This window comes from Collinsella sp. AM36-4AA, assembly GCF_003467795.1.
Classification (GTDB): domain Bacteria; phylum Actinomycetota; class Coriobacteriia; order Coriobacteriales; family Coriobacteriaceae; genus Collinsella.
Genome location: NZ_QSHS01000016.1, coordinates 1 through 20736 on the forward strand (window position 1 = coordinate 1; position 20736 = coordinate 20736).

12 protein-coding genes are annotated in these 20736 nt (G+C 62.3%); 6 read left to right on the forward strand and 6 right to left on the reverse strand.

Going from position 1 to position 20736, the window contains the following annotated elements:
- Window positions 1-1959: DEAD/DEAH box helicase (locus tag DW850_RS06055; protein ID WP_147349595.1), on the reverse strand; the 1959-nt coding region annotated here is incomplete at its 3' end.
- Window positions 1960-2629: 670 nt separating this feature from the next.
- Between DW850_RS06055 and DW850_RS06060 the strand changes: the two genes are divergently transcribed.
- The 6 genes from DW850_RS06060 (at window position 2630) to DW850_RS06085 (ending at window position 9845) form a co-directional block, all read left to right on the forward strand.
- Complete coding sequence (locus DW850_RS06060) at window positions 2630-3592, forward strand: FHA domain-containing protein (protein WP_117786545.1); 963 nt, start codon at window positions 2630-2632, stop codon at window positions 3590-3592.
- Window positions 3593-3763: 171 nt separating this feature from the next.
- Window positions 3764-5848, forward strand: coding sequence for a DUF6273 domain-containing protein (locus DW850_RS06065; protein WP_158565231.1), 2085 nt, complete (start codon window positions 3764-3766; stop codon window positions 5846-5848).
- Window positions 5849-6258: 410 nt separating this feature from the next.
- Complete coding sequence (locus DW850_RS06070; protein ID WP_117786547.1) at window positions 6259-8598, forward strand: cation-translocating P-type ATPase; 2340 nt, start codon at window positions 6259-6261, stop codon at window positions 8596-8598.
- Between the two features lie 152 nt (window positions 8599-8750).
- Window positions 8751-8972 (forward strand): heavy-metal-associated domain-containing protein, encoded by a 222-nt coding sequence (locus tag DW850_RS06075; RefSeq protein WP_117786548.1) that lies wholly within the window; start codon window positions 8751-8753, stop codon window positions 8970-8972.
- A gap of 48 nt (window positions 8973-9020) precedes the next feature.
- Window positions 9021-9293 (forward strand): metal-sensing transcriptional repressor, encoded by a 273-nt coding sequence (locus DW850_RS06080; protein WP_117786549.1) that lies wholly within the window; start codon window positions 9021-9023, stop codon window positions 9291-9293.
- A 48-nt stretch (window positions 9294-9341) separates the two neighbouring features.
- A complete protein-coding gene (locus DW850_RS06085) occupies window positions 9342-9845 on the forward strand; it encodes a hypothetical protein (RefSeq protein WP_233540633.1) in 504 nt (167 codons plus the stop codon).
- A 106-nt stretch (window positions 9846-9951) separates the two neighbouring features.
- On the opposite strand, the gene DW850_RS06090 is transcribed toward DW850_RS06085, so the two are convergent.
- The 5 genes from DW850_RS06090 to gltB form a co-directional block, all read right to left on the reverse strand.
- Window positions 9952-11322, reverse strand: coding sequence for an amidohydrolase family protein (locus tag DW850_RS06090; protein WP_233540634.1), 1371 nt, complete (start codon window positions 11320-11322; stop codon window positions 9952-9954).
- Window positions 11323-11810: 488 nt separating this feature from the next.
- Window positions 11811-12887, reverse strand: coding sequence for a hypothetical protein (locus DW850_RS06095; RefSeq protein WP_147349596.1), 1077 nt, complete (start codon window positions 12885-12887; stop codon window positions 11811-11813).
- A 278-nt stretch (window positions 12888-13165) separates the two neighbouring features.
- A complete protein-coding gene (locus DW850_RS06100; RefSeq protein WP_117639818.1) occupies window positions 13166-13873 on the reverse strand; it encodes a hypothetical protein in 708 nt (235 codons plus the stop codon).
- Window positions 13874-14297: 424 nt separating this feature from the next.
- Window positions 14298-15779, reverse strand: a complete 1482-nt coding sequence (locus DW850_RS06105) for a glutamate synthase subunit beta (RefSeq protein WP_117639820.1) — start codon at window positions 15777-15779, stop codon at window positions 14298-14300.
- 5 nt (window positions 15780-15784) lie between these two features.
- Window positions 15785-20482 carry a glutamate synthase large subunit gene (gltB, locus tag DW850_RS06110; RefSeq protein ID WP_117786553.1) on the reverse strand — a complete coding sequence of 1566 codons (4698 nt, stop codon included), beginning with the start codon at window positions 20480-20482 and terminating at the stop codon, window positions 15785-15787.
- Between the last annotated feature and the right edge of the window lie 254 nt (window positions 20483-20736).

Consider the following 20736-nt stretch of genomic DNA (forward strand, 5'->3'; position numbering starts at 1 on the left):
ACCGCGGCCGCCCTCGCGGCCTCCGCGCTCGTCAAAGCGCTTGCCGCCGCGAGACTCGCCGCCACGGGAACCTCGCTCACCGCGACCCTCGCCGCCGCGACGCTCATCACGGCCACCGCGCTCGTCATCACGACCGGAACGACGGCGGTCGCCCGCACCGCGCTTGCCACCGCGCGAACCGCGGCCCTCGTCCTCGCGCTCGACACGACGACGGCCACCGCGATCCTCATCCTCGCGACGGCGGCGATGTGCCTCGCCCTGGAACTGCTTGGCACGACGCTCGGCACGGTTACCGCGCGCAGGCTGCTCAGCGGCACCAGCACCGCCGCGCTCCTCGGCAGCTACCTCGCGGGCCACGCTCTCAACAGCCTCGTCTACGCGAGCCTGAACGCCCTCGCGCACGCGGGTCTTGCCGCCGCGCTTGGGACGGCTCGGACGCTCGCCGTCGCCGCGGCGCTCGTCGCGACCGCGGTTGGAACGACCGGCAACATCGCCGTAATCGTCGCCGTTGCGCTTGCCGTCGCGACGCGCCTGCTCAAGCTTCTTCTTGCTCTTGGACTTGCCGCGCTTGGTCTTCTTCTTCGCCTTAAAGGCCGCAGGGTCGCGCTCGGGATCAACCGCGGGCGGGTTGGGACCCACGTGCAGGTCGCCGGCCTCGTAGATGTCGGCGGTCTTGTCCATGAGCTTCTCGATCTCGTAGAACTCGTCCACGTCCTGCTCGGTCACAAACGTGATGGCCCAGCCCAGCTCGCCGGCGCGGCCTGTACGGCCAATGCGGTGGATATAGTCGGTCGGCTCGGCCGGCACGTCAAAGTTCACGACGTAGCGCACGTCGCTAATGTCGATGCCGCGGGCAAGCACGTCGGTCGCCACCAGCACGTCGACGGTGCCATCGCGGAAGGCAGAAAGCGCGCGCTCGCGCTGGGCCTGGCTGCGGTTGCCGTGGATTGCGGCGGCCTTGATGCCCTTGCGCTCCAGACGACGGCAGCAACTGTCGGCGCGGTGCTTGGTGCGCATAAAGACGATAGTGCGCTCCGGACCCTCCTTCTTGAGGAACTCGGGCAGCAGGTTGTTCTTGGCCTCTATGGACACCGGGAACACAAACTGGTCGACGGTGTCGGCGGTCGACGTGGCGGGCGCGATCTCCACGCGAGCCGGGTCGCTCACCAGGTCGGTGATCTCGCCCACGGCCTCCTCGTCGAGTGTCGCCGAGAACAGCAGCGTCTGGCGCTCGGCCGGCGTCTCGCGCACAATGCGGCGGACGGCGGGCAAAAAGCCCATGTCGAGCATGCGGTCGGCCTCGTCGAGTACCAGCACTTTGACCTCGCCCAGGTGGCAGGCACCCTGCTCGATCAGATCGACCAGACGGCCCGGCGTTGCGACCAGGATGTCGCAGCCGTACTTAAGTGCCGCGGTCTGCGGCTTGTAGCTCACGCCGCCCACGACGGTCACGGCAACATGACCGGTGACGTCGGCGATTTTGCTTGCGACCTCGTCGATCTGCTGGGCAAGCTCGCGCGTAGGGGTGATGACGAGCATCACAGGGCCGCGGCCGTTGCCCTCGGGCTTTTTAGCACCGCGACGACGGTTGCGGCCGCTGCGCTCGCGCACGGGTTTGGGAGGAGCGATGTGCTCCAGGTTGTTCATGGTCGGCAGCAAAAAGGCAGCCGTCTTGCCGGTGCCGGTCTGAGCGGCGGCAAGCAGGTCTCGGCCTTCGAGCACCACAGGGATCGAGCCGGCCTGAACGGGCGTCGGCGCCGTGTAGCCCAGGTTCTCGATAGCACGAAGTATCTCGTCCGAAAGTCCCAGCTCGTCAAAGGCGGGCAGGCTCTCGGTAGTGGACTCGACGGCCTGGGCAGCATTGGCCTCATCGGCGGCATCGAAGGCAGCCTGGGTCATGGCCTCACGGGTCTCGTCCAGGATCTCGGCGTCGGTGACGTCGGATACAGAATTACGCATATGTTGTTGTTCCTTATCTGCACGCGCAATGGGCACGGCATGCGGCCGCGCGGGCGTGCTTGGTAGTGCGCTAATACATACAAAAACGGGTGCGCACAGAGAGGACGTTGCTCAGCACGCTGGCGATCGCTTTGGCAGCCCTATCACGCGCCGTCCAGACGCAGCAGCTCTAAGCGATGGAGCAGATTCGCCGCCGGTTAGTATACCCGTGCTTCGCATGCCCCCACGTAAACCACAGATGACGGTGCAGGAGGAGTGGGCCTGGGTCGATTGTCTCAATCTGTAACAGTTACGGGGCAAAACCAGGTTCCTACTGTTACAGATCGAGACATTCAGTCAGCCCCTTGGCTAACATCTCAATCTGTAACATCTACAGGGCAAATCTTCCTCTACGTGTTACAGATCGAGACAAACGGTCGACACGGCCTACAAACGTCTCAATCTGTAACAGTTACGGAGCAAAACCGGCCCCAATTGTTACAGATCAAGACAGAGGGGAATTTCCGTCCAGTCCAAACCAAATCTCTCAGTCTTCCTGCAATTTCGAACATGTGGCCTATAATGTTGCTTTGGTTACGCTATATATTGCGCAGCCATTTAATACGTCGCCCACCGGGGGCCATTAATTCCTATCGCCATATTGGCTAGGAAGCAATCAAAGGAGGTATCCGTGGCAGCAGAGACGCCTTGCTCGGTCCTCTATAACGATATTCGCTCGTTCGGCGGTCTTAAACATCTCGAGATCGCCCGAATGCTCATCAATGGAAACTCTTATCTCGGCAGTACCCTGCTCGAGAAATGCTCTTCCAACCGCTCGTATCTCACCCGTTACATCGTCCATCGCGAGCCTGACCAGTGCGCGCCCGCCATCTACAGCGACTTTGCCGTCACCACGCTCAATCTTTCCGCGGCAATCTGCAGCAAGCTCGGCGGCGGCGAGTCCGCCTATCAGGCAATCGCCGAGCACTATCGCGGCCCGGCCGCCAACGAAATGATGTCGACTCTCGCCAGCTACAAGTTGGACAGCCGCCTATATGCAAATGCCCTCAATCACATCGACAACTTTGACGGCAATGCCGTGCGCGAGAAGAGTACGCTTTACCTTATGCTCTTTGTGGCAACGGGGGCGCTCGCCGACCCCATCCAAGGCGTGGCTACCGTCGAGCGCTTTTGCGACAGCAAGACAGGCGGGCACTTTGGCACCACCGAAACTACCGTCGGACGTGGCTTTATGGGCAACCTGGAGCAGCCGCGCACCGTCGCCCCCAACCTCGGTCTGCTCAGGACACATGCCGACAACTGCGTCGACATGCAAATCCATCCCCTCACACGCGATCCGCGCGGCACCGTGATTGGTTCTTTGCCCAAAACCTCGCCCAGCATCACCGATGTGGGCGCCGACGCATCGCGCGAGCATCTTCGCATTTGGCTTGAGGGTGAGCACTGGTACGCCCAGGGCCTTGGATCGACCAACGGCACAGTGCTCGAATCGGGCGCGGGCGACGGCGATATTGTGATTGAGCCGCCGCGCGACCAACGCGAGCCCGGCAAGATCTATCCCCCGGTGGAAATCGAAAACAGCGACAGGCTCCATCTGGGTCTCTACACGACATTCCTTGTCATTGTGGACTAGCGCGGACGGCGATCGAAAGACGGTCGCCGTCCGTCTTTCGTCTTCTACCTTCTGCGTCGTAAACGACAATACTCAGCGGCATACGTGGACAGTGCGGTTATCATGGTATTTTACCGATATCCGCACTGCCCACGTATACGCGCGGCAACCCATGCCAGACAAAGGAACGCCATGGATACTACCGATAGCGCCTATGGCGACAAACTCATTCGTCTTGACACGTTCGACACCGCCGTGGCGGTCGACCCCAGCGCCAAGGACGACGCCAAGCGTCGGTTTATGACGCTTATTCTCCAGACGGCCCACCGCGACAACGGCAACATCGGGCACGTGCTGCGCGCGACCAACACGAGCGGCGAGGTCTTTGCCGTCAAGCTACTCAAGGACAACGCCATCCTTTCCCCCGCTGCCCCCGACCGCTCCGCCGAGCAATCGGCCGCGCACCTGGCCAACACCGCCGCGCTGTTCGAGGAGTACCGTCATCTGTGTACCGTCTCGCACCTGCGCGGATTTCCGCGCGTCTATGGCTACGGATCGTGCGAGAACGACCCGCTCATCCTCATGGAGTGGGTCGAGGGCACCTCACTCAAACAGGCGCTGCCCCTGCTTCCGCATGACGCCTTGGGCGGGCTGACCACCCAGATGGTCGCCGCCGTCGGAAACGCCGTGCTTCGTGCGCTCTTGATGACCCAAGGCCTCGTGAATCCGGTCATCCATCGCGACCTGTCGCCTGCCAATATCATGTTCCGCACCACCAGCCGAACGCTCGAGCAGCAGATTGCCGATTGCTCCTTTGACCCCTGCCTCATCGACATGGGCTCCGCGACCATGGCTCTCGGCGACGCCACAATCACCCGGCGCGCCGACATCTGGCGCTTTGCCACGCCCGCATACGCCGCGCCCGAGATGCTCACGCAGGATATCGAAGGAATCGCGGCCCTTCGCCGTTCGCCGGCAATCGACGTCTATGCGCTTTCGAGCATTCTGTACCAGCTCTACAGCGGTCGCAAACCGTTTGACTTTGAGTCGACGGACGCCGCTGCAACCGGCTCGTTCTATCTCGTAAAGACCAAGACCAATCCGGCACCGCTCGAGCCGCGCTGCGAGGGCGATGAAGCGCTCGTCCAGATCATCATGAAAGGCATCTCGGTCGAACAGGGCGATCGCCCTACCGAGCAGCAGATGCTCGAGGTGCTCTCGGCATACCTCACCGACGCCGAATCCGAGGGCCGCGAAGGCACAGGAGACGAGGCTGCAATTGATATCGATTCCGGCACGCACCTTAAGGTCGACGTCGCCGGCGAGCGAGCGCGAGAGATTCTGGAGCAGGCCCGGCACGATGCCATGACCCGCCGCCGCTTTATTATCGGTGGCGTTGTCGCAGCCGTTGCGGGGCTCGGCGTTATCGGAGCCGCAACCCATGGCTTCGGCATCCCCGACTACCTGGACGGCATCCGCGGTACGCTTGACGACTACACCTGGGATCAGCTGCAAGAGATTTCGCTCAAGATTAAGGCGGCGAAGAGCAACGCCGAAGCTCGCAAGATCGCCAAGCGTTATCATCTGCTCGACGACGACGGCCGTATTCCCTACCCGAGCACCAAGCGCGTTACGCTCACCAACGGGCTGGAGGTCGGGGCGCAACTCGTGGGCATTCTTCACGACGACCTGGCGGATACCAACGGCAAGGCCGGTCTGTCATTTATCTTTGACGCAGGTATTGCCGAGCGCGATGCCTCAGAGCACCCGCTCAACGGTGGCTGGGAAGACTGCGAGCTGCGCACATGGCTCGATGAGGACGGCATTAAGCTGCTTCCCAAGGAACTGCAATCGGTTATCAGTCCGGTCAAGAAGATCTCGAACAACGTCGGCGCCACCAAAAGCACTTCGTGCCTGAGCGAGCTGCCCGCGACCCTTTGGCTGCCCGCCATGGTCGAGCTCTGCGGCGGACAGGCGCCCAAGGACTTTAGCGAGGACTGCCATTACCTATCCGGCATCTACAACGGCGAGGGCAAGGAATACCAGCTGTTCCGCGAGCTTAAGGTGAGCCCCTTTACCACGAACAGCATGATGATTCGCCAGTGGAAGGGCAAGGATGTCTGTTGGTGGGAGCGTACGGCGAGCCCCGACACGTCGGAGAACGAGGGCACGCTCTATATGAACCGCGTGGGCGACGACGGCGATGTCTTTAATTACGCCACGTCTGCAAGCAAGCCCGATAAACGGACCTGCGTGATTCCCGGATTCTGCATCTAGGCGGCGGGCGTCTTGCCGTGACGGGACCCCTCCCCGGCAATTGTCTCGATCTGTAACAGTTAGAAGTCATATTTGGTGCTAGATGTTACAGATCGAGACATTGAGTTTCCCGCCAACTGTTTGTATTGATCTGTAACAAATACTCGGTAAAACGGGGTCTAGTTGTTACAGATCGAGACGTTAGTTTTCGGCTGAAATGTTTGTCTAAATCTGTAACAGCTATGGTTCAAAAACCGGTCCAGACGTTACAGATTGAGATGTTTGGCAGAGGCGACCATTGATCGAGCCGCCACCCTCATCTGTAATGAAAAGTCATACATTCCAACTATCACTGGACACCCCCAGGGGGTATGGGTGTATAGTATCGGCAGGTAAACATTTCCAACACTACGCCACAGAAAGGAGAAGCCATGGCTCAAGATACGTTCGACGTGGGCGGCATGACGTGCGCCGCTTGCCAGGCACACGTGGACCGCGCCGTCAGCAAGCTCGAGGGCGTCCAAAGCGTCGCCGTCAACCTACTCGCCGGCTCCATGTTGGTGGACTATGACCCCGCACAGGTCTCCCCCGACGACATCTGCACCGCTGTCGATCGCGCGGGTTACTCGGCCTCGCCCGTCAGTACGGGCACCGAAACCGCCCCCAACGGCAACGCGCAAGCCAGGTACGGCGCCGCCCATATGGAGTCGCCCACCAAAAAGCTGGAGGCCGTCGCCTCCGCCATGCGCACCCGCCTCATCATCTCGATCATCTTCCTCATCCCGCTGTTCTACATAGGCATGGGACACATGCTTGGCTGGCCGCTGCCCAGCGTCTTCACCGACCACACCCACAGCATGACGTTGGCGCTCACCGAGCTCGTCCTGCTCATCCCCATCGTCAACGTCAACGACGCGTACTTTATCAACGGCTTCAAGTCGCTCGTACACGGCGCACCCACCATGGACGCGCTCATCGCCGTGGGCGCCACCGCTTCCATTGCCTGGTCGCTCTACGCCATGTTTATCATGGCCGACCAGCTGGCCGCCGGGCAGGTGCACGAGGCCATGATGACGGGCATGAGCAACCTGTACTTTGAGAGCGCCGGCACGATTCTGTCGCTCGTCACCGTGGGCAAATACCTCGAGACGCGCAGCAAATCCAAGACCGGCGGCGCCATCGAGGCGCTCATTGACCTGGCGCCCAAGACCGCGACCGTCGTGGCCGAGGACGGTACCGAGGCCACCGTTGACGTCGACAGTATCCTTCCCGGCCAGGTGCTGCGTGTGCGCCCCGGCGAATCCATCCCTGTCGACGGCGTGGTACTCGAGGGCGCATCGGCCGTGGACGAGAGTGCGCTCACCGGCGAGTCCATCCCCGTGGAAAAGACCGCCGGCGACACCGTCAACGCCGCCACGGTCAACCGCACCGGATCGTTTACCTTCCGTGCCACGCGCGTGGGCGCCGACACGTCGCTCGCCAAAATCATCCAGCTCGTCGAGGACGCCAACGCCACCAAGGCGCCCATCGCCCGCATGGCCGATAAGGTCGCCGGCGTGTTTGTGCCCGTGGCGTTTGCGATCTCGGCCGTGACCTTTGTGGCGTGGATGGCGCTGACCGGCAGCGTAAACGAGGCGCTCACCTCCGCCGTGGCCGTGCTGGTGATCAGCTGCCCGTGTGCGCTGGGCCTGGCCACGCCCGTCGCCATTATGGTTGGCACCGGCAAGGGCGCCGAGATGGGCATTCTGTTTAAGAGCGCCGAAGCGCTGGAGAATCTGCGCAACGTGGGCACCGTGGTGCTCGATAAGACCGGCACCGTCACCCGCGGCAAACCGACTGTGACCGATATCGTGGTGGCCACGCGCACTGACGGCTCGCCCGCCATGAGCGAAAAGGCGCTGCTCAAGCTGGCCGCCGCGCTGGAACGCCAGAGCGAACACCCACTGGCCGAGGCGATTATGGCCGAGTGCGAGACGCGCGGAATCGTCGCACGCATGGTCGAGGACTTTGCCGCCGTGCCCGGGCGAGGCGTTACGGCACGCGAGGGGCAGAATGTCATCGCAGCCGGCAACGTGCGCCTGATGAGCGAGCTGGGTATCACCGTGCCCGCAGGACTTGCGGGGCGATTTGCCGCCGATGGCAAGACGCCGCTGTTCTTTGCCAAAAACGGTGAGCTTGCCGGTATCGTCGCCGTGGCCGACGAGGTTAAGGAGACAAGTGCCGAGGCCGTTACCGCGCTGCGCTCGCTCGGCGTCGATGTGCGCATGCTCACCGGCGACAACCGCGTGACGGCCGAGGCCATCGCCCGCCGCGTGGGACTCACCAGTGAGCAGGTTATCGCCGACGTTCTTCCCGCCGACAAGGAACGCCACGTGCGCGAACTGCAGGACGCGGGCAGCAAGGTCGCCATGGTGGGCGACGGCATCAACGACTCCCCCGCCCTGGCGCGCGCCGACGTTGGCCTCGCTATCGGCACCGGCGCCGACATCGCCAAGGAGGGCGCCGACGTGGTGCTCATGCGCAGCGACCTCATGGACGTCGCCCACGCCATCGAGCTGTCGCGCGCCACGATTCGCAACATCAAGCAGGATCTGTTCTGGGCGCTGTTCTACAACGGTATCGGCATTCCACTCGCCGCGGGTGTGTTCTTCCCCCTCACCGGCTGGCAGCTCTCGCCGATGTTTGGCGCCGCGGCCATGAGCCTGTCAAGCGTCTGCGTCGTAAGCAATGCTCTGCGCCTGAAATCCTTTAAGCCTAAGACGGCGCGCTGATGCACCCGACCTTGCCCCTCAAACCGTCGCTCGCGTACCCAAGTACGCTTCGCTCCTCTTTCGGGGCAATCTCGGGCACCTCAGCGCACCTTTAAGATGACGCTGTTCACGACTAAACTGTCAGATAATCTCAATCGATAAGGAGTACACCCATGCGATACACAATCAAGACTTCCGGCCTCATGTGCGGCCACTGCGACGCTACTGTCGAGACCGCGCTGCTCAGCGTAGCAGGCGTGACCGATGCCGACGCCGATCACGAGACCCAGACCGTCCAGGTAGAGTGCGCCGACACCGTGACCGCCGAGCAGCTCGCCGACGCCGTCGAGGGCGCGGGCGAGAAGTTCCACGCCCTGTCTGTGACCGCTGCGTAGCAGCTACCAGAGGCATTCGACCCCATCGACCAGAAACGAGGACCCGCCATGATGGCAGACCACAAATCGGTAACCCGCATGCTCAAGACGGCGCGCGGCCAGATTGACGGCATCTTGCGGATGGTCGAGGAGGATCGCTATTGCGTCGATATCTCCACGCAACTCATGGCCACGCAGGCACTCATCGCCCGCATTAACGCCGACGTGCTCAAGGCGCATATCGAGGGCTGTGTCGCGTCGGCCATCGAATCGGGCGACGAGAAGCTCAAGGCCGCCAAGCTCGCCGAGATAGAGCGCGTCGTCGACAAGCTCGCCAAGTAATTGGTGCAGGGGGGGCAGGTACGTTTGCACCAAAAGGGGTATAAAGGCGTGCAGCATATCGAACGAAAGGCACTTCGCATGAATGACTTTATGAAGGGTCGTAACGGCGCCGACGAGCTCACCATCGTGCTGGGCTTCATAGGAATTATTTTCGCGATGGTCGGATCGATGGCCCGTATCCAGTGGCTCAGCTGGATCGCCATCGCCGTAATCGTACTCGGCGTGCTGCGCGGCCTGTCCAAAAACATCGACGCCCGCCGCAAGGAAAATGATGCCTTCGTTGCCGCGACTGCCAACGTCCCCTGCCTGGGCAAATTCGTCGCCAGCCTGGGCGGTGGAACTGCAGCGGCCAGCACCTCGCGCGCAGCTGGAACGAGCAAGGAAGACTTTGAGCGTGCCAAGCGCACGGCAAAGAAGATGTGGAAGGGCCGCAAGACCACGGCCTACCTCAAGTGCCCTAACTGCGGCCAGATGCTGTCCGTCCCCAAGGGCAAGGGCAAGATCCGCGTCACCTGCCCCAAGTGCCACGCCAAGATGGAAACGCGCTCCTAGCAGCTACACCATAGGAATACTAAAAGCCGAGGCCTCGTGTTGAGACCCCGGCTTTTTGCATGGGGCGACATCATTCGATAAAGCTGTTGCCCCGTCACACCAGCGCCTACGCTACACCATCGCGAGCGAGCTCCTCTGCCAGGGCTTCTGCCGGCATGGCCATAATCGTGTCGAGCTCGGCGTCCACCTCGGGAATGCGCTTGACCTTCAACTTGCGCACCAGATCGCCACGGCACATCACATGCATCGGCTCACGCAGAGCGCATAGGCCATCGAGCGGATTCTTGCGCGTCACCAGGATATCGGCGGCCTTGCCGCACTCGATCGTACCGGTCTCGCCGCCCAGCCCCAGCAGCTCGGCATTGACCTGCGTGGCTGTATGCAGTGCAAAGGCATTGCTCGCGCCCACGTACTTGGCGAAGTAAGCCACCTCGCGCCACATGTCGTACTGCGTCACGAACGGGCAACTCGAGTCCGTGCCCAGGCCCACCTTAACGCCGGCATCCAGGGCGGCGCGGGCGCTCTCGATAATGCCCGAGCACACGATGTCACCGTTCTTCTTTTGCGTGTCGGTTGAATGGGTCTTTTCCGGATCGAGCAACACAAACGGCAGCGCCGGACTAATCGTGCAGGTCACGCTCGGCGCGCGTCCCTCGAGCTGTGTTCCCGCGGCGCCGCGGTACAGCTCCAGAACCTCAGGCGTCATCGGAGCGCCGTGCTCGATTGTGTCGACGCCAGCCTGAAGCGCGGCCTTCACACCTTCGGTGCTCTCGACATGGGCCATGACCGGAAGGCCAACCTCGTGTGCCGCCTTGCACGCCGCCGCGGCGACATCGACCGGCATGCGCAGCACGCCCGGCTCGCCTACTTCGGTCGCGTCGAACACGCCGCCCGTCACGAACAGCTTGATGACGTCGGCACCTCGTGCATACAGATCGCGCACCTGTTCGGCCGCCTCGCCGGGGGTATTGGCAACCTGCGCGAACAGCCCCGCACCGTGACCACCCGGCACCGTGACGCCCGTTCCCGGCGCCACCAGGCGCGGACCCTGATACTTGCCGGCGTCGATGGCGTTGCGCACGGCGATGTCGGCGAACAGCGGGTCGCCCGCACCGCGCACCGTAGTCACGCCACTTGCCAACTGTTGCTGGGCACTGCCTTTGAGGATGTGGCGCACGATGGCGCGGCCCACGGGATTATCGAGATTCTTCATCAGCGCGCCCGCATCGCCCGCCGAAACCGGCCTGCCCGAGCCGCACAGATGCACGTGCATATTGATGAGACCCGGCATGAGAAACGCCCCTGCCAGGTCGATGACCTCGGCCCCCGCGGGCGCCTGCGCCACAGCACTCGGCCCCATCCAGGTGATGACGCCGCGCTCAACAGTCACGGCCATATCGGGTTGCGGCTCCATATGCTCCGAACCGTCCAGAATGGTCGCATTGATAAACAACGTGGAACGATCGGCAGATGCCATATCGAGCTCCTCCCTCACGATTAACTTGAACATTTGTCCATTATCACCCAGTGCGGCAGGGTTGCTGCGGACATATCGGTTAACGGAGAAAGGATGAGACACGGAGAACGGAATGCATTGCAGTCCCATCCCAGCGACATCCGGGAAATGTCTAGATCTGTAACAGGTAGACCGGGTTTTAGCAGCCAGATGTTACAGATCGAGATCTTTCGGCACCGCGTCCAACCTTTGTCTCGATCTGTAACAGTTAGAGCGGTTTTTGGCCGTTAGATGTTACAGATTAAGATATTCTCCAGCCCTGTCGTCAAACGTCTAAATCTGTAACAGTTAGACAGGTTTTCGGCCTCTAGATGTTACAGATTGAGATCTTTTAGCGGCAGCCAACCTTCTGTCTCGATCTGTAACAGCTACGAGGCCAAACGGCCCCTTGTTGTTACAGATCGAGACAAACTCGGCAGGAACAACCACATTCGCGTCAGTTGCACCCCTTAGCACCCATACCACTGACGCTTCCATTCCTCAGCCAGATCGGCCCGCTGTGGAATTCCCGCCAGTCTCATCTTTTCAGCCAGGTTCCCCGGGTTCTTGAGTTCGTTAAACGTAAACCGAAGCACCTTATGCCCGAGCATTGTCAGATGAGATTCCCGCTGACGCTCTGCCACGAATGGGTCAACCGACTCCCGACCCTCGCCGCTCTGCAAGGTGTACTTCCCCTTTCCGTCGAGCTCGCCGATGACACACGTCCCGTCCTCGAGCCGCCAAAAATAGTCGACGCGAAACACCTGGCTCGGATCGAGCGGGTCGCGAAACTCCACCTGCAGCTCCGGAACCGGAAAGCCGTACGCAATAAAGAATGCTCGGAACCGAGACTCGCCGCCGTTTTCAAACAGCCCGTCCGCATACGACGCAATCACCTGTGCCCTGCGATACCCTCGCCTGCCCTCGCAATCGGCGCGGAGGCGCTCGCACAAATCCCCACGTGATACGCCTTTCGCCCGCAGTGCAGAATCGGCAATCGCCAACCCGTAGGAGAACGGCGCACGCAGTAGGCAATCCTCCACCGTGCGCCAAAACGACGTCACCCGCACGCCATCAACATGCTCGAGTGCGCCCGCCATCTGCGGACGCAACAACCTGCACCCGCCGCTCAACGCCACCGAACAACCCGTCTTAACAAGAAAACGCGACCCAAGCAGATCATTCGGCACCTCCAGACCCCACAAAAGCGCCGCGTCATAGCCCCAAAACGCCCAATCGGGATGAAACTCTGCAAGCCCTTTGATGGTACGCAGCGTTCGCTCCGCCGGCGTCAGCACACCCCAATCATGTTGAAAGCAGAACAAATACGGCTCGGGTTCCGCGATATCGTCGGTTCCAACATGACGCCGCAGCCACATGAGCTCGGCATTGTCATGCGTTGCGAGCAGCGCACCTTGCTCGGTCGCCTCCGTGAGTCGCGCGAGCATCCTATTCCGCGCCAACGTGTTGCGAGTCGTATGCTTGTGCTTGAAAACGGTATTAGACACTTCCATCACCACCACATCGGACAAATGGACCATCGTCACCGTTGCCTCCGCCGACAAACGTTTCGACCTGTAACAGGAAGACCGATTTTTGGACTGTAGATGTTACAGATTGAGACATCCCCCCCCAGCCAGGTGCCAAACGTCTCGATCTGTACCAGTAAGACGTTCTCCAGGCCCCTAAACGTTACAGATTTAGACAAACCAGCGGCGCCCAAGCATTCGTCTCGATCTGTAACAGATAGACTGGTTTTTGTCCCCAAACGTTACAGATCGAGACAAAAGGGCAGAAGGCAAGGCAGGCGACAACCGCCCATCCTCTACCCCCATTCCTGTTCGTAGATGTTGAGGGACTTTACGTACCGCCCCTGGGCGCCCATGATGTCGCGGACCAGACGCAAGAAGAAGCTGATGCACGAGGTGTCAAAGCCGTCCTGCAGATCCTCGGGATGCACCGCACCCGGTCCGTCGACCGCCGTGTCGTTCAGGCGCGCGATGTCATACAGGTAGAGCTGTCCCGCCGTAAGCCAGACATCGTCGACGCAGGCGAGGCGCACCGCAATCGCGCCGTCGTTCCAATGCTCCTTCTGCACGATATGCGGGTCGTAGACATCAAAGCGATGATCGGTGCGCGTGTCCTTCAGCACGACCATGCCGGACGCAGGATTCTTGTCCAAAATGCCAAAGCGCGAGAAATACTGCGTGTCGCGTACCTGCTCGAGCCGCTTGAGCGAGGCAGGCGAAAGCGATGCCGGCGGCTCGTCAACATATAGCTCGAGCAGCGTTTTGCCATGGCGATAGGGGCGCTCAAACAGCAGCCAATCGGTAAACGCCATGTTGTAGGCCATGATTTCGTTTTGAGAAGGCCCCTCGCAATAGCTGAGCCACGGGTCGACAATGACCTCGAACTGTTCGCGTGCCGGCTCCAGGAATTGAAACTTCCGCAGCATCCAAAAGTGAGCCATGTCGGCAATATCGTTGCCGACGGCTTCAGCAAGCTCTGCTCGGTCAAAAGCGTGGTCAGTCATGGCATCCTCCTCAAACTGATGGACCTCAATTTGAGCTTACGAGGAGGGTGGGCAGCCACGACCAGCGCGGGCAAAATAGGCCTCCGGCTGCAAACCAGATGCTGACCAAACACTTGACGAAAAGCTTGACCGAAAATGCGCACCGCAACAAAACCGCAGGCAAACATAGACGGCCAACCCGCCCTTTTGAGCCAGATGCCCGCAGCCACCACAGAAACAACAGGTGACCACAGCCCAAGAAGTCGACAAATGAACACCCGCACGTCGACAAACGAGCAAACTGCTCGCAAATCCGCAAGGAGTGTCCCCGAATGCCGGCACAAAAGGAACGTCCCTAACTGTCGGCACTTAGGGACGTTCCTTTTGTGCCGGCAGTTAGGGACAGCCCTTGCCGATTCGATTGTTGAATATCTCCGTGACTACTTTACAGTTCCAGTGCCTCGGCAACCTCGGCAGCGCAGGCGAGGGCATCGGCCATGGCACTCACCACGAGCGAGCTGCCGTTGCGGGCGTCGCCGGCCACATACACCGGCGCGGCATCCGCAGCAACGCCATCCACGCGGGCCGCGAGGTGCGAGCCCTCGGCAGCCATCACCGGCAGCGGACGACCAGCGGTGGCAACAGGCACGCTCACCACATCGAACACGCCATGCTCGGGACCCGTAAAGCCACAGGCGATGAGCACCAGCTGCGCCGGCACCTCGTGCTCGGAGCCCGCAATGCGTTCGGGCTTGCCGGCCGACCAATCTAGATCGACTACGCGCAGACCCGCGGCCGCGCCCTTCTTGTCCAGCAACACCTCGAGGGTATCCACACCCCAGGCGCGCATCTCGCCACCCATGGCGGCAATGGCCTCTTGCTGGCCATAGTCGGTCTTCTTCACATTGGGCCACTGCGGCCAGGGGTTGCTCGCCGTACGCTTATCGGGCGCCGCCGGCAAGAACTCAAACTGACGCACGCTGCGCGCGCCCTGACGTACGGCGGTACCCACGCAGTCGTTGCCCGTATCGCCACCGCCAATGACCACAACGTCCAGGCCGCGCGCGTCAATAGCGGGCTCGCCGCCGTCGAGTACCGACACAGTCGAAGCCGTCAGGTAATCCACGGCATACACCACGCCCGGGGCATCCACATTCGTAGCCGAAAGACCGCGGGGCGCACGAGCACCAGCAGCCACCACAACGGCGTCAAAGCCATTGAGCTTGGCTGCCACCGCAGGGTCCGTCACATCGGCGCTCAGCTCAAAGACGATACCCAGCTCGCGCATGAGCGCCACGCGACGCTCGACCACGGACTTCTCGAGCTTCATGTTGGGAATGCCGTACATGAGCAGGCCGCCCGGGCGGTCGTCACGCTCAAACACCGTCACGCGGGCACCGCGACGCGCGAGCTCCCACGCAGCCACCAGGCCAGCCGGGCCAGAACCAACCACGGCGACCGAGGGCGCGTCCTCCCCCGCCGGCTCAAAGCGACGCGGACCGCCATTTGCCCATTCGTGGTCGCTGATCGCACGTTCGTTGTCATGGATCGTCGTGGGCTGGCCATCGACCGAACCCAGGTTGCACGCGGCCTCGCACAGCGCCGGGCACACACGACTCGTGAACTCGGGCATGGGCGAGGTGAGCGACAGACGCTCGGCAGCCTCGTCCCAGCGGCCGCGGTACACCAGCTCGTTCCACTCGGGAATCAAGTTGTGCAGCGGGCAGCCGCTCGGACGTGCCTTGCCAAAGCTCGCGCCCATCTGGCAAAACGCCACGCCGCACATCATGCAGCGGCTCGCCTGGGCGCGACGTGCATCGTCATCGAGCTCAACGTACAGCGGATCAAAATCATGGCTGCGCTCCTCCACGGGGCGCAGCTCGTGGGTCACGCGATCGATATCAAGAAAAGCACCGGGCTTACCCATGGCACTTACGCCTCCTTCTTGGTCGAAGCAACAGGGCTGGCAGCCACGGACGCAGCGCCCGCAGCACCGCCCGCAGCATCGAAGCGAGCGAGATCCGCAGCGCTCGCGCGACCGGTCACGATGTCAAACGCCAGCTCCTCTGCCTGCGCATGCGTCTTGCCGACGGCCTCGGCGGCGGCGACAATCGCCAGCACACGCTCGTACTCGGTCGGAATGACCTTCACGAAGTGCTTGCTCATCGTCTCAAAGCTGTAGAGCAGCTTGATGCCGCGCGGGCTCTGCGTCGCGTCCACGTGCTCCTGGATGAGCTCGCGAATCTGTGCCAGCTCGCCGGCCGTCGGGGCCTTGAGCTCCACGCTCTCGTGGTTCACGCGGGCACTGAGCGTGCCGTACTGGTCAAAGACATAGGCCACGCCACCCGTCATACCGGCGGCGAAGTTCTGCCCGACCTCGCCCAGGATGAGCGCCAGACCGCCCGTCATGTACTCGCAGCCATGGTTGCCGCAGCCCTCGACCACCACGGTGGCACCGGAGTTGCGCACGCCAAAGCGCTGGCCTGCCAGACCGTTAATGAAGCCGCGGCCGCTCGTGGCGCCAAAGAACGCAACGTTGCCCACGATGATGTTCTCGTCGAACTTGTAGGTCGCATGCGGGTTGGGGCGCACCGACACCTCGCCGCCCGAAAGGCCCTTTCCAAAGTAGTCGTTGGCGTCGCCGCACACGTTGAGCGTAATGCCGCGCGGCAGGAACGCGCCAAAGCTCTGACCGGCCGAACCATCGCAATCGACGGTGATGGAGCCGGCGGGCAAGCCCTCGGGATGTGCCTTGGTCACCGCGTTGCCCAGGATGGTGCCCACGCAACGGTTGACGTTGGCGATATCGGCGCGGAAGCGAATCGGACGCAGGTGCGCACGGGCATCGGCCGTATAGGGCACGAACAGCGTGGAGTCGAGCGTCTTGTCGAGCTCGCTGTCCGCGGCCATCTGCGGCAGGAAGTGACGACCGTCGGCACCCGGGATATGGGCACCGAACTCGCAGGTCGCGCTCGCCAGCACGGGCGACAGATCGAGCAGGTTGGCCTTACGGTTGCCCGGGACCTCAATCTGGCGCAAGCACTCGGGATGGCCGACCATCTCGTCGACGGTGCGGAAGCCCAGGCTCGCCATGACCTCGCGCAGTTGCTCGGCAACAAAGAGCATAAAGTGCTCGACGTGTTCGGGCTTGCCGCGGAAGCCGCGACGCAGGCGGCAGTTTTGCGTGGCGATGCCGGCGGGGCAGGTATCCTGCTGGCAGTCGCGCTGCATGAGGCAGCCCATCGAGATGAGCGGCATGGTCGCAAAGCCAAACTCCTCGGCGCCCAGCAGGCAGGCGACGGCAACATCGGTGCCGTCCATGAGCTTGCCGTCGGCCTCGAGCACCACGCGCGAGCGCAGGCCGTTTTGCAGCAGCGTCTGCTGGGCCTCGGCAAGGCCAAGCTCCAGCGGCAGACCGGCGTGCCAGATCGAATCGCGAGCAGCGGCACCCGAGCCGCCATTGTGGCCGCTGATCAAGATCTTGTCGGCAGCGCCCTTGGCCACACCGGTTGCGATGGTGCCGACGCCGGCCTCGCTGACCAGCTTGACCGACACGCGTGCGCCAGGGTTGGCGTTCTTAAGGTCAAAGACGAGCTCGGCCAGGTCTTCGATGGAGTAGATGTCGTGATGCGGCGGAGGCGAGATCAGGCCGATGCCGGGCGTAGACTGACGGACCTCGGCAATCCAGGGGTAGACCTTCTTGCCGGGCAGGTGGCCACCCTCGCCGGGCTTGGCGCCCTGGGCCATCTTGATCTGAATCTCGAAGGCGCTGCACAGGTAGCGGCTCGTCACGCCAAAGCGCGCACTTGCCACCTGCTTGATCGCGGAGTTCTTGGAATCACCGTTAGCCAGCGGGGTCTCGCGACGCGGGTCCTCACCGCCCTCGCCGGAGTTGGAACGGCCGTGCAGGCGGTTCATGGCGATGGCCATGCACTCGTGCGCCTCTTTGCTGATGGAGCCATACGACATGGCGCCGGTGTTAAAGCGGCGGACGATGTTGAGTGCGGGTTCGACCTCGTCGAGTGCCACCGGAGTGCGACCGCTGGCATCAAAGTCCAGCAGGTCGCGCAGGCGCACGGCGCGGCCGGTGCGGTGCAGGCGGGCGCTGTACTCCTTAAAGGTGTCGTAGCTGTCCTCACGGCAGGCGGTCTGCAGCAAGTAGACAGTCTGCGGATCGATGAGGTGATCCTCGCCGCCGAGCGGGCGCCACTTGGTCAGACCCAGTGTGGGCAGCTGATCGGGAGCCGGGCTCTTAAGGATAGCGAGCGCGGCGTCGTAGCGCTCGTTTTGCTCGCACTCAACGTCCTCGACACCCATACCGCCCACACGGCTCACCGTGCCGGCGAAGTACGCGTTGACGAACTCCGGCGTAAAGCCCACGGCCTCGAAGATCTGCGCCGAATGGTAGCTCTGCACCGTGGAGATGCCCATCTTGGACATGATGGAGACGATACCGGCGGTCGCAGCCTTGTTGTAGTTGGCGATGCCCTGCTCGGCCGTCACGTCCAGGTCGCCGCGTGCCGCCAGATCGCGGATGCACGCATGTGCGTTGTACGGATAGATGCCGCTCGCGGAGTAGCCCACCAGTGCCGCAAAGTCGTGCGGAGACACGGCATCGCCGCACTCCACCACGATGTCGGCAAAGGTACGCACGCCAGCGCGAATCAGGTGGTTGTGCACACAGCCCACGGCGAGCAGCGACGGCACGGGCACCTCGCCCGCAGCGGCACGATCGCTCAACACCACAATGTTCACGCCGTCGCGGACCGCAGCCTCAACGTCCTCGGCAAGCTGTTTGAGCGCAGCCTGCAGCGCGCCCTCGCCGGCATCGCGGCGGTAGACGGCACGGAAACGACGGGTCTTAAAGCCAACACGGTCGATGGCACAGATATGCTCGAGCTCTTCCTCGTTGAGCAATGGGCGCTCCAAGCGCACCAGCTGACAGGCCGTGCGGGAATCCTCGAGCAGGTTGCCGTGGTTGCCCAGGTAGAGCGTGGTCGAAGTCACCATGTGCTCGCGCAGGGCATCGATCGGAGGATTCGTGACCTGAGCGAACAGCTGATAGAAGTAGTCAAAGAACGAACGCGTCTTCTTGGACAGGCAGGCCAACGGCGCATCGATACCCATCGAGGCGAGCGGGGCCTTGCCCTGCTGGGCCATGGGGCGCACGACCTCGTCAACATCATCCCAGTGATAGCCGAGCTTGGCCATGCGCACGGCGGCGGGCACCTCGGCATCCTCGGCGGGCGCGGGCGCGGCGGGCTCATCGAGCGCGTCGACGGTCAGTGTCTCCTCGGCAATCCAGTCGCGGTAGGGCTTCTCCTTGGCATAGCGGGCGCGCAGCTCGTCGTTGTAGATCACGCGGCCGCGGGCAAAATCGACCTCGAGCATCTGGCCCGGTCCCAGGCAGCCGCTCGTCAGGATGTTCTCGGGGCTCACCTCGATGGTGCCCACCTCGCTTGCCAGCATAAAGCGGCCATCGCGCGTCACGTAGTAGCGGGCGGGGCGCAAGCCGTTGCGGTCGAGGGCGGCGCCCAGCGTGCGACCGTCGGTAAAGGCGATGGCCGCCGGGCCGTCCCAGGGCTCCATGAGCATGGACTGGTAAGCGTCGTAGGCGCGGCGCTCCTCACTCAGGCTATCGTTGTGGTCCCACGGCTCGGGCAGCAACATGGACGCGGCACGCGTGAGCGGGCGACCGTTCATGACCAAGAATTCGAGCACGTTGTCCAGAATCGCGGAGTCGGAACCCTCGCGGTTGATGATGGGCATCACGCGCTCAAGATCGTGCTGCAGCACGGGGCTGTACAGGTTGGGTTCGCGGGCGCGAATCCAGTTGACGTTGCCCTTGAGGGTGTTGATCTCGCCGTTATGGATGATAAAGCGGTTGGGGTGCGCACGCTCCCAGCTGGGCGTGGTGTTGGTGGAGTAGCGCGAGTGGACGAGCGCCACGGCCGTTTTGACGGCGGCGTCGTTGAGGTCGATGAAGAAGCGGCGCATCTGCGTGGCGACCAGCATGCCCTTGTACACGATGGTGCGCGAGCTCATGGAGCACACGTAGAAGATCTTGTCTCGCAGGGCAAACTCGGCATCGGCCTTCTTTTCGATGGTGCGGCGGCACACGTACAGGCGACGCTCAAAGGCATCGCCGGCGGGCGTGTCGTCCGGACGGCCCAGGAAGGCCTGCAGGATAGTGGGCATGCAGGCGCGGGCCGTCTCGCCCAGGTCGTGCGGGTCGACGGGCACCTCGCGCCAAAAGAGCAGCGGCACGCCGGCCTCGGCACAGCCCTCCTCAAACACGCGGCGGGCATCCTCTACGCCCTTGTCGTCCTGCGGGAAGAACAGCATGGCCACGCCATAGTCGCCCTCTGCCGGCAGAATCTGACCGCACTTTTGAGCCTCTTTACGGAAAAAGTGATGCGGAACCTGGAACAGGATGCCAGCGCCATCGCCGGTATTCTTCTCGAGTCCCGTGCCGCCGCGGTGCTCCAAGTTGACCAGAATGGACAGTGCGTCGTCCAGAATCTGGTGATGGCGCTCACCGTTGATATCGGCAAGCGCGCCGATGCCACATGCATCGTGGTCGAATTCGGGGCGATAAAGGCCCTGCTGCTGAGCGGAATCTGCCTGCATCGCGATCCTCCCCTAGATATTTAGACAGTCAGTTGAATAGGCATAGTAGGAGCATCGTCGGCCCGTTGTGTTTCCCACCCGTTTCGAAACAATCGCGTAACGCACGCCCTACGAGTGGACACCGCCGACCTCAAGGGCGACAACATAGGCCCCAAGTTCGGCCTGTTAGCTCACCACTTCAAACATCTCAATCTGTAACATGAAGGGCCGGTTTTGGCGGTCAGCTGTTACAGATCGAGATTTTCCATAGGACC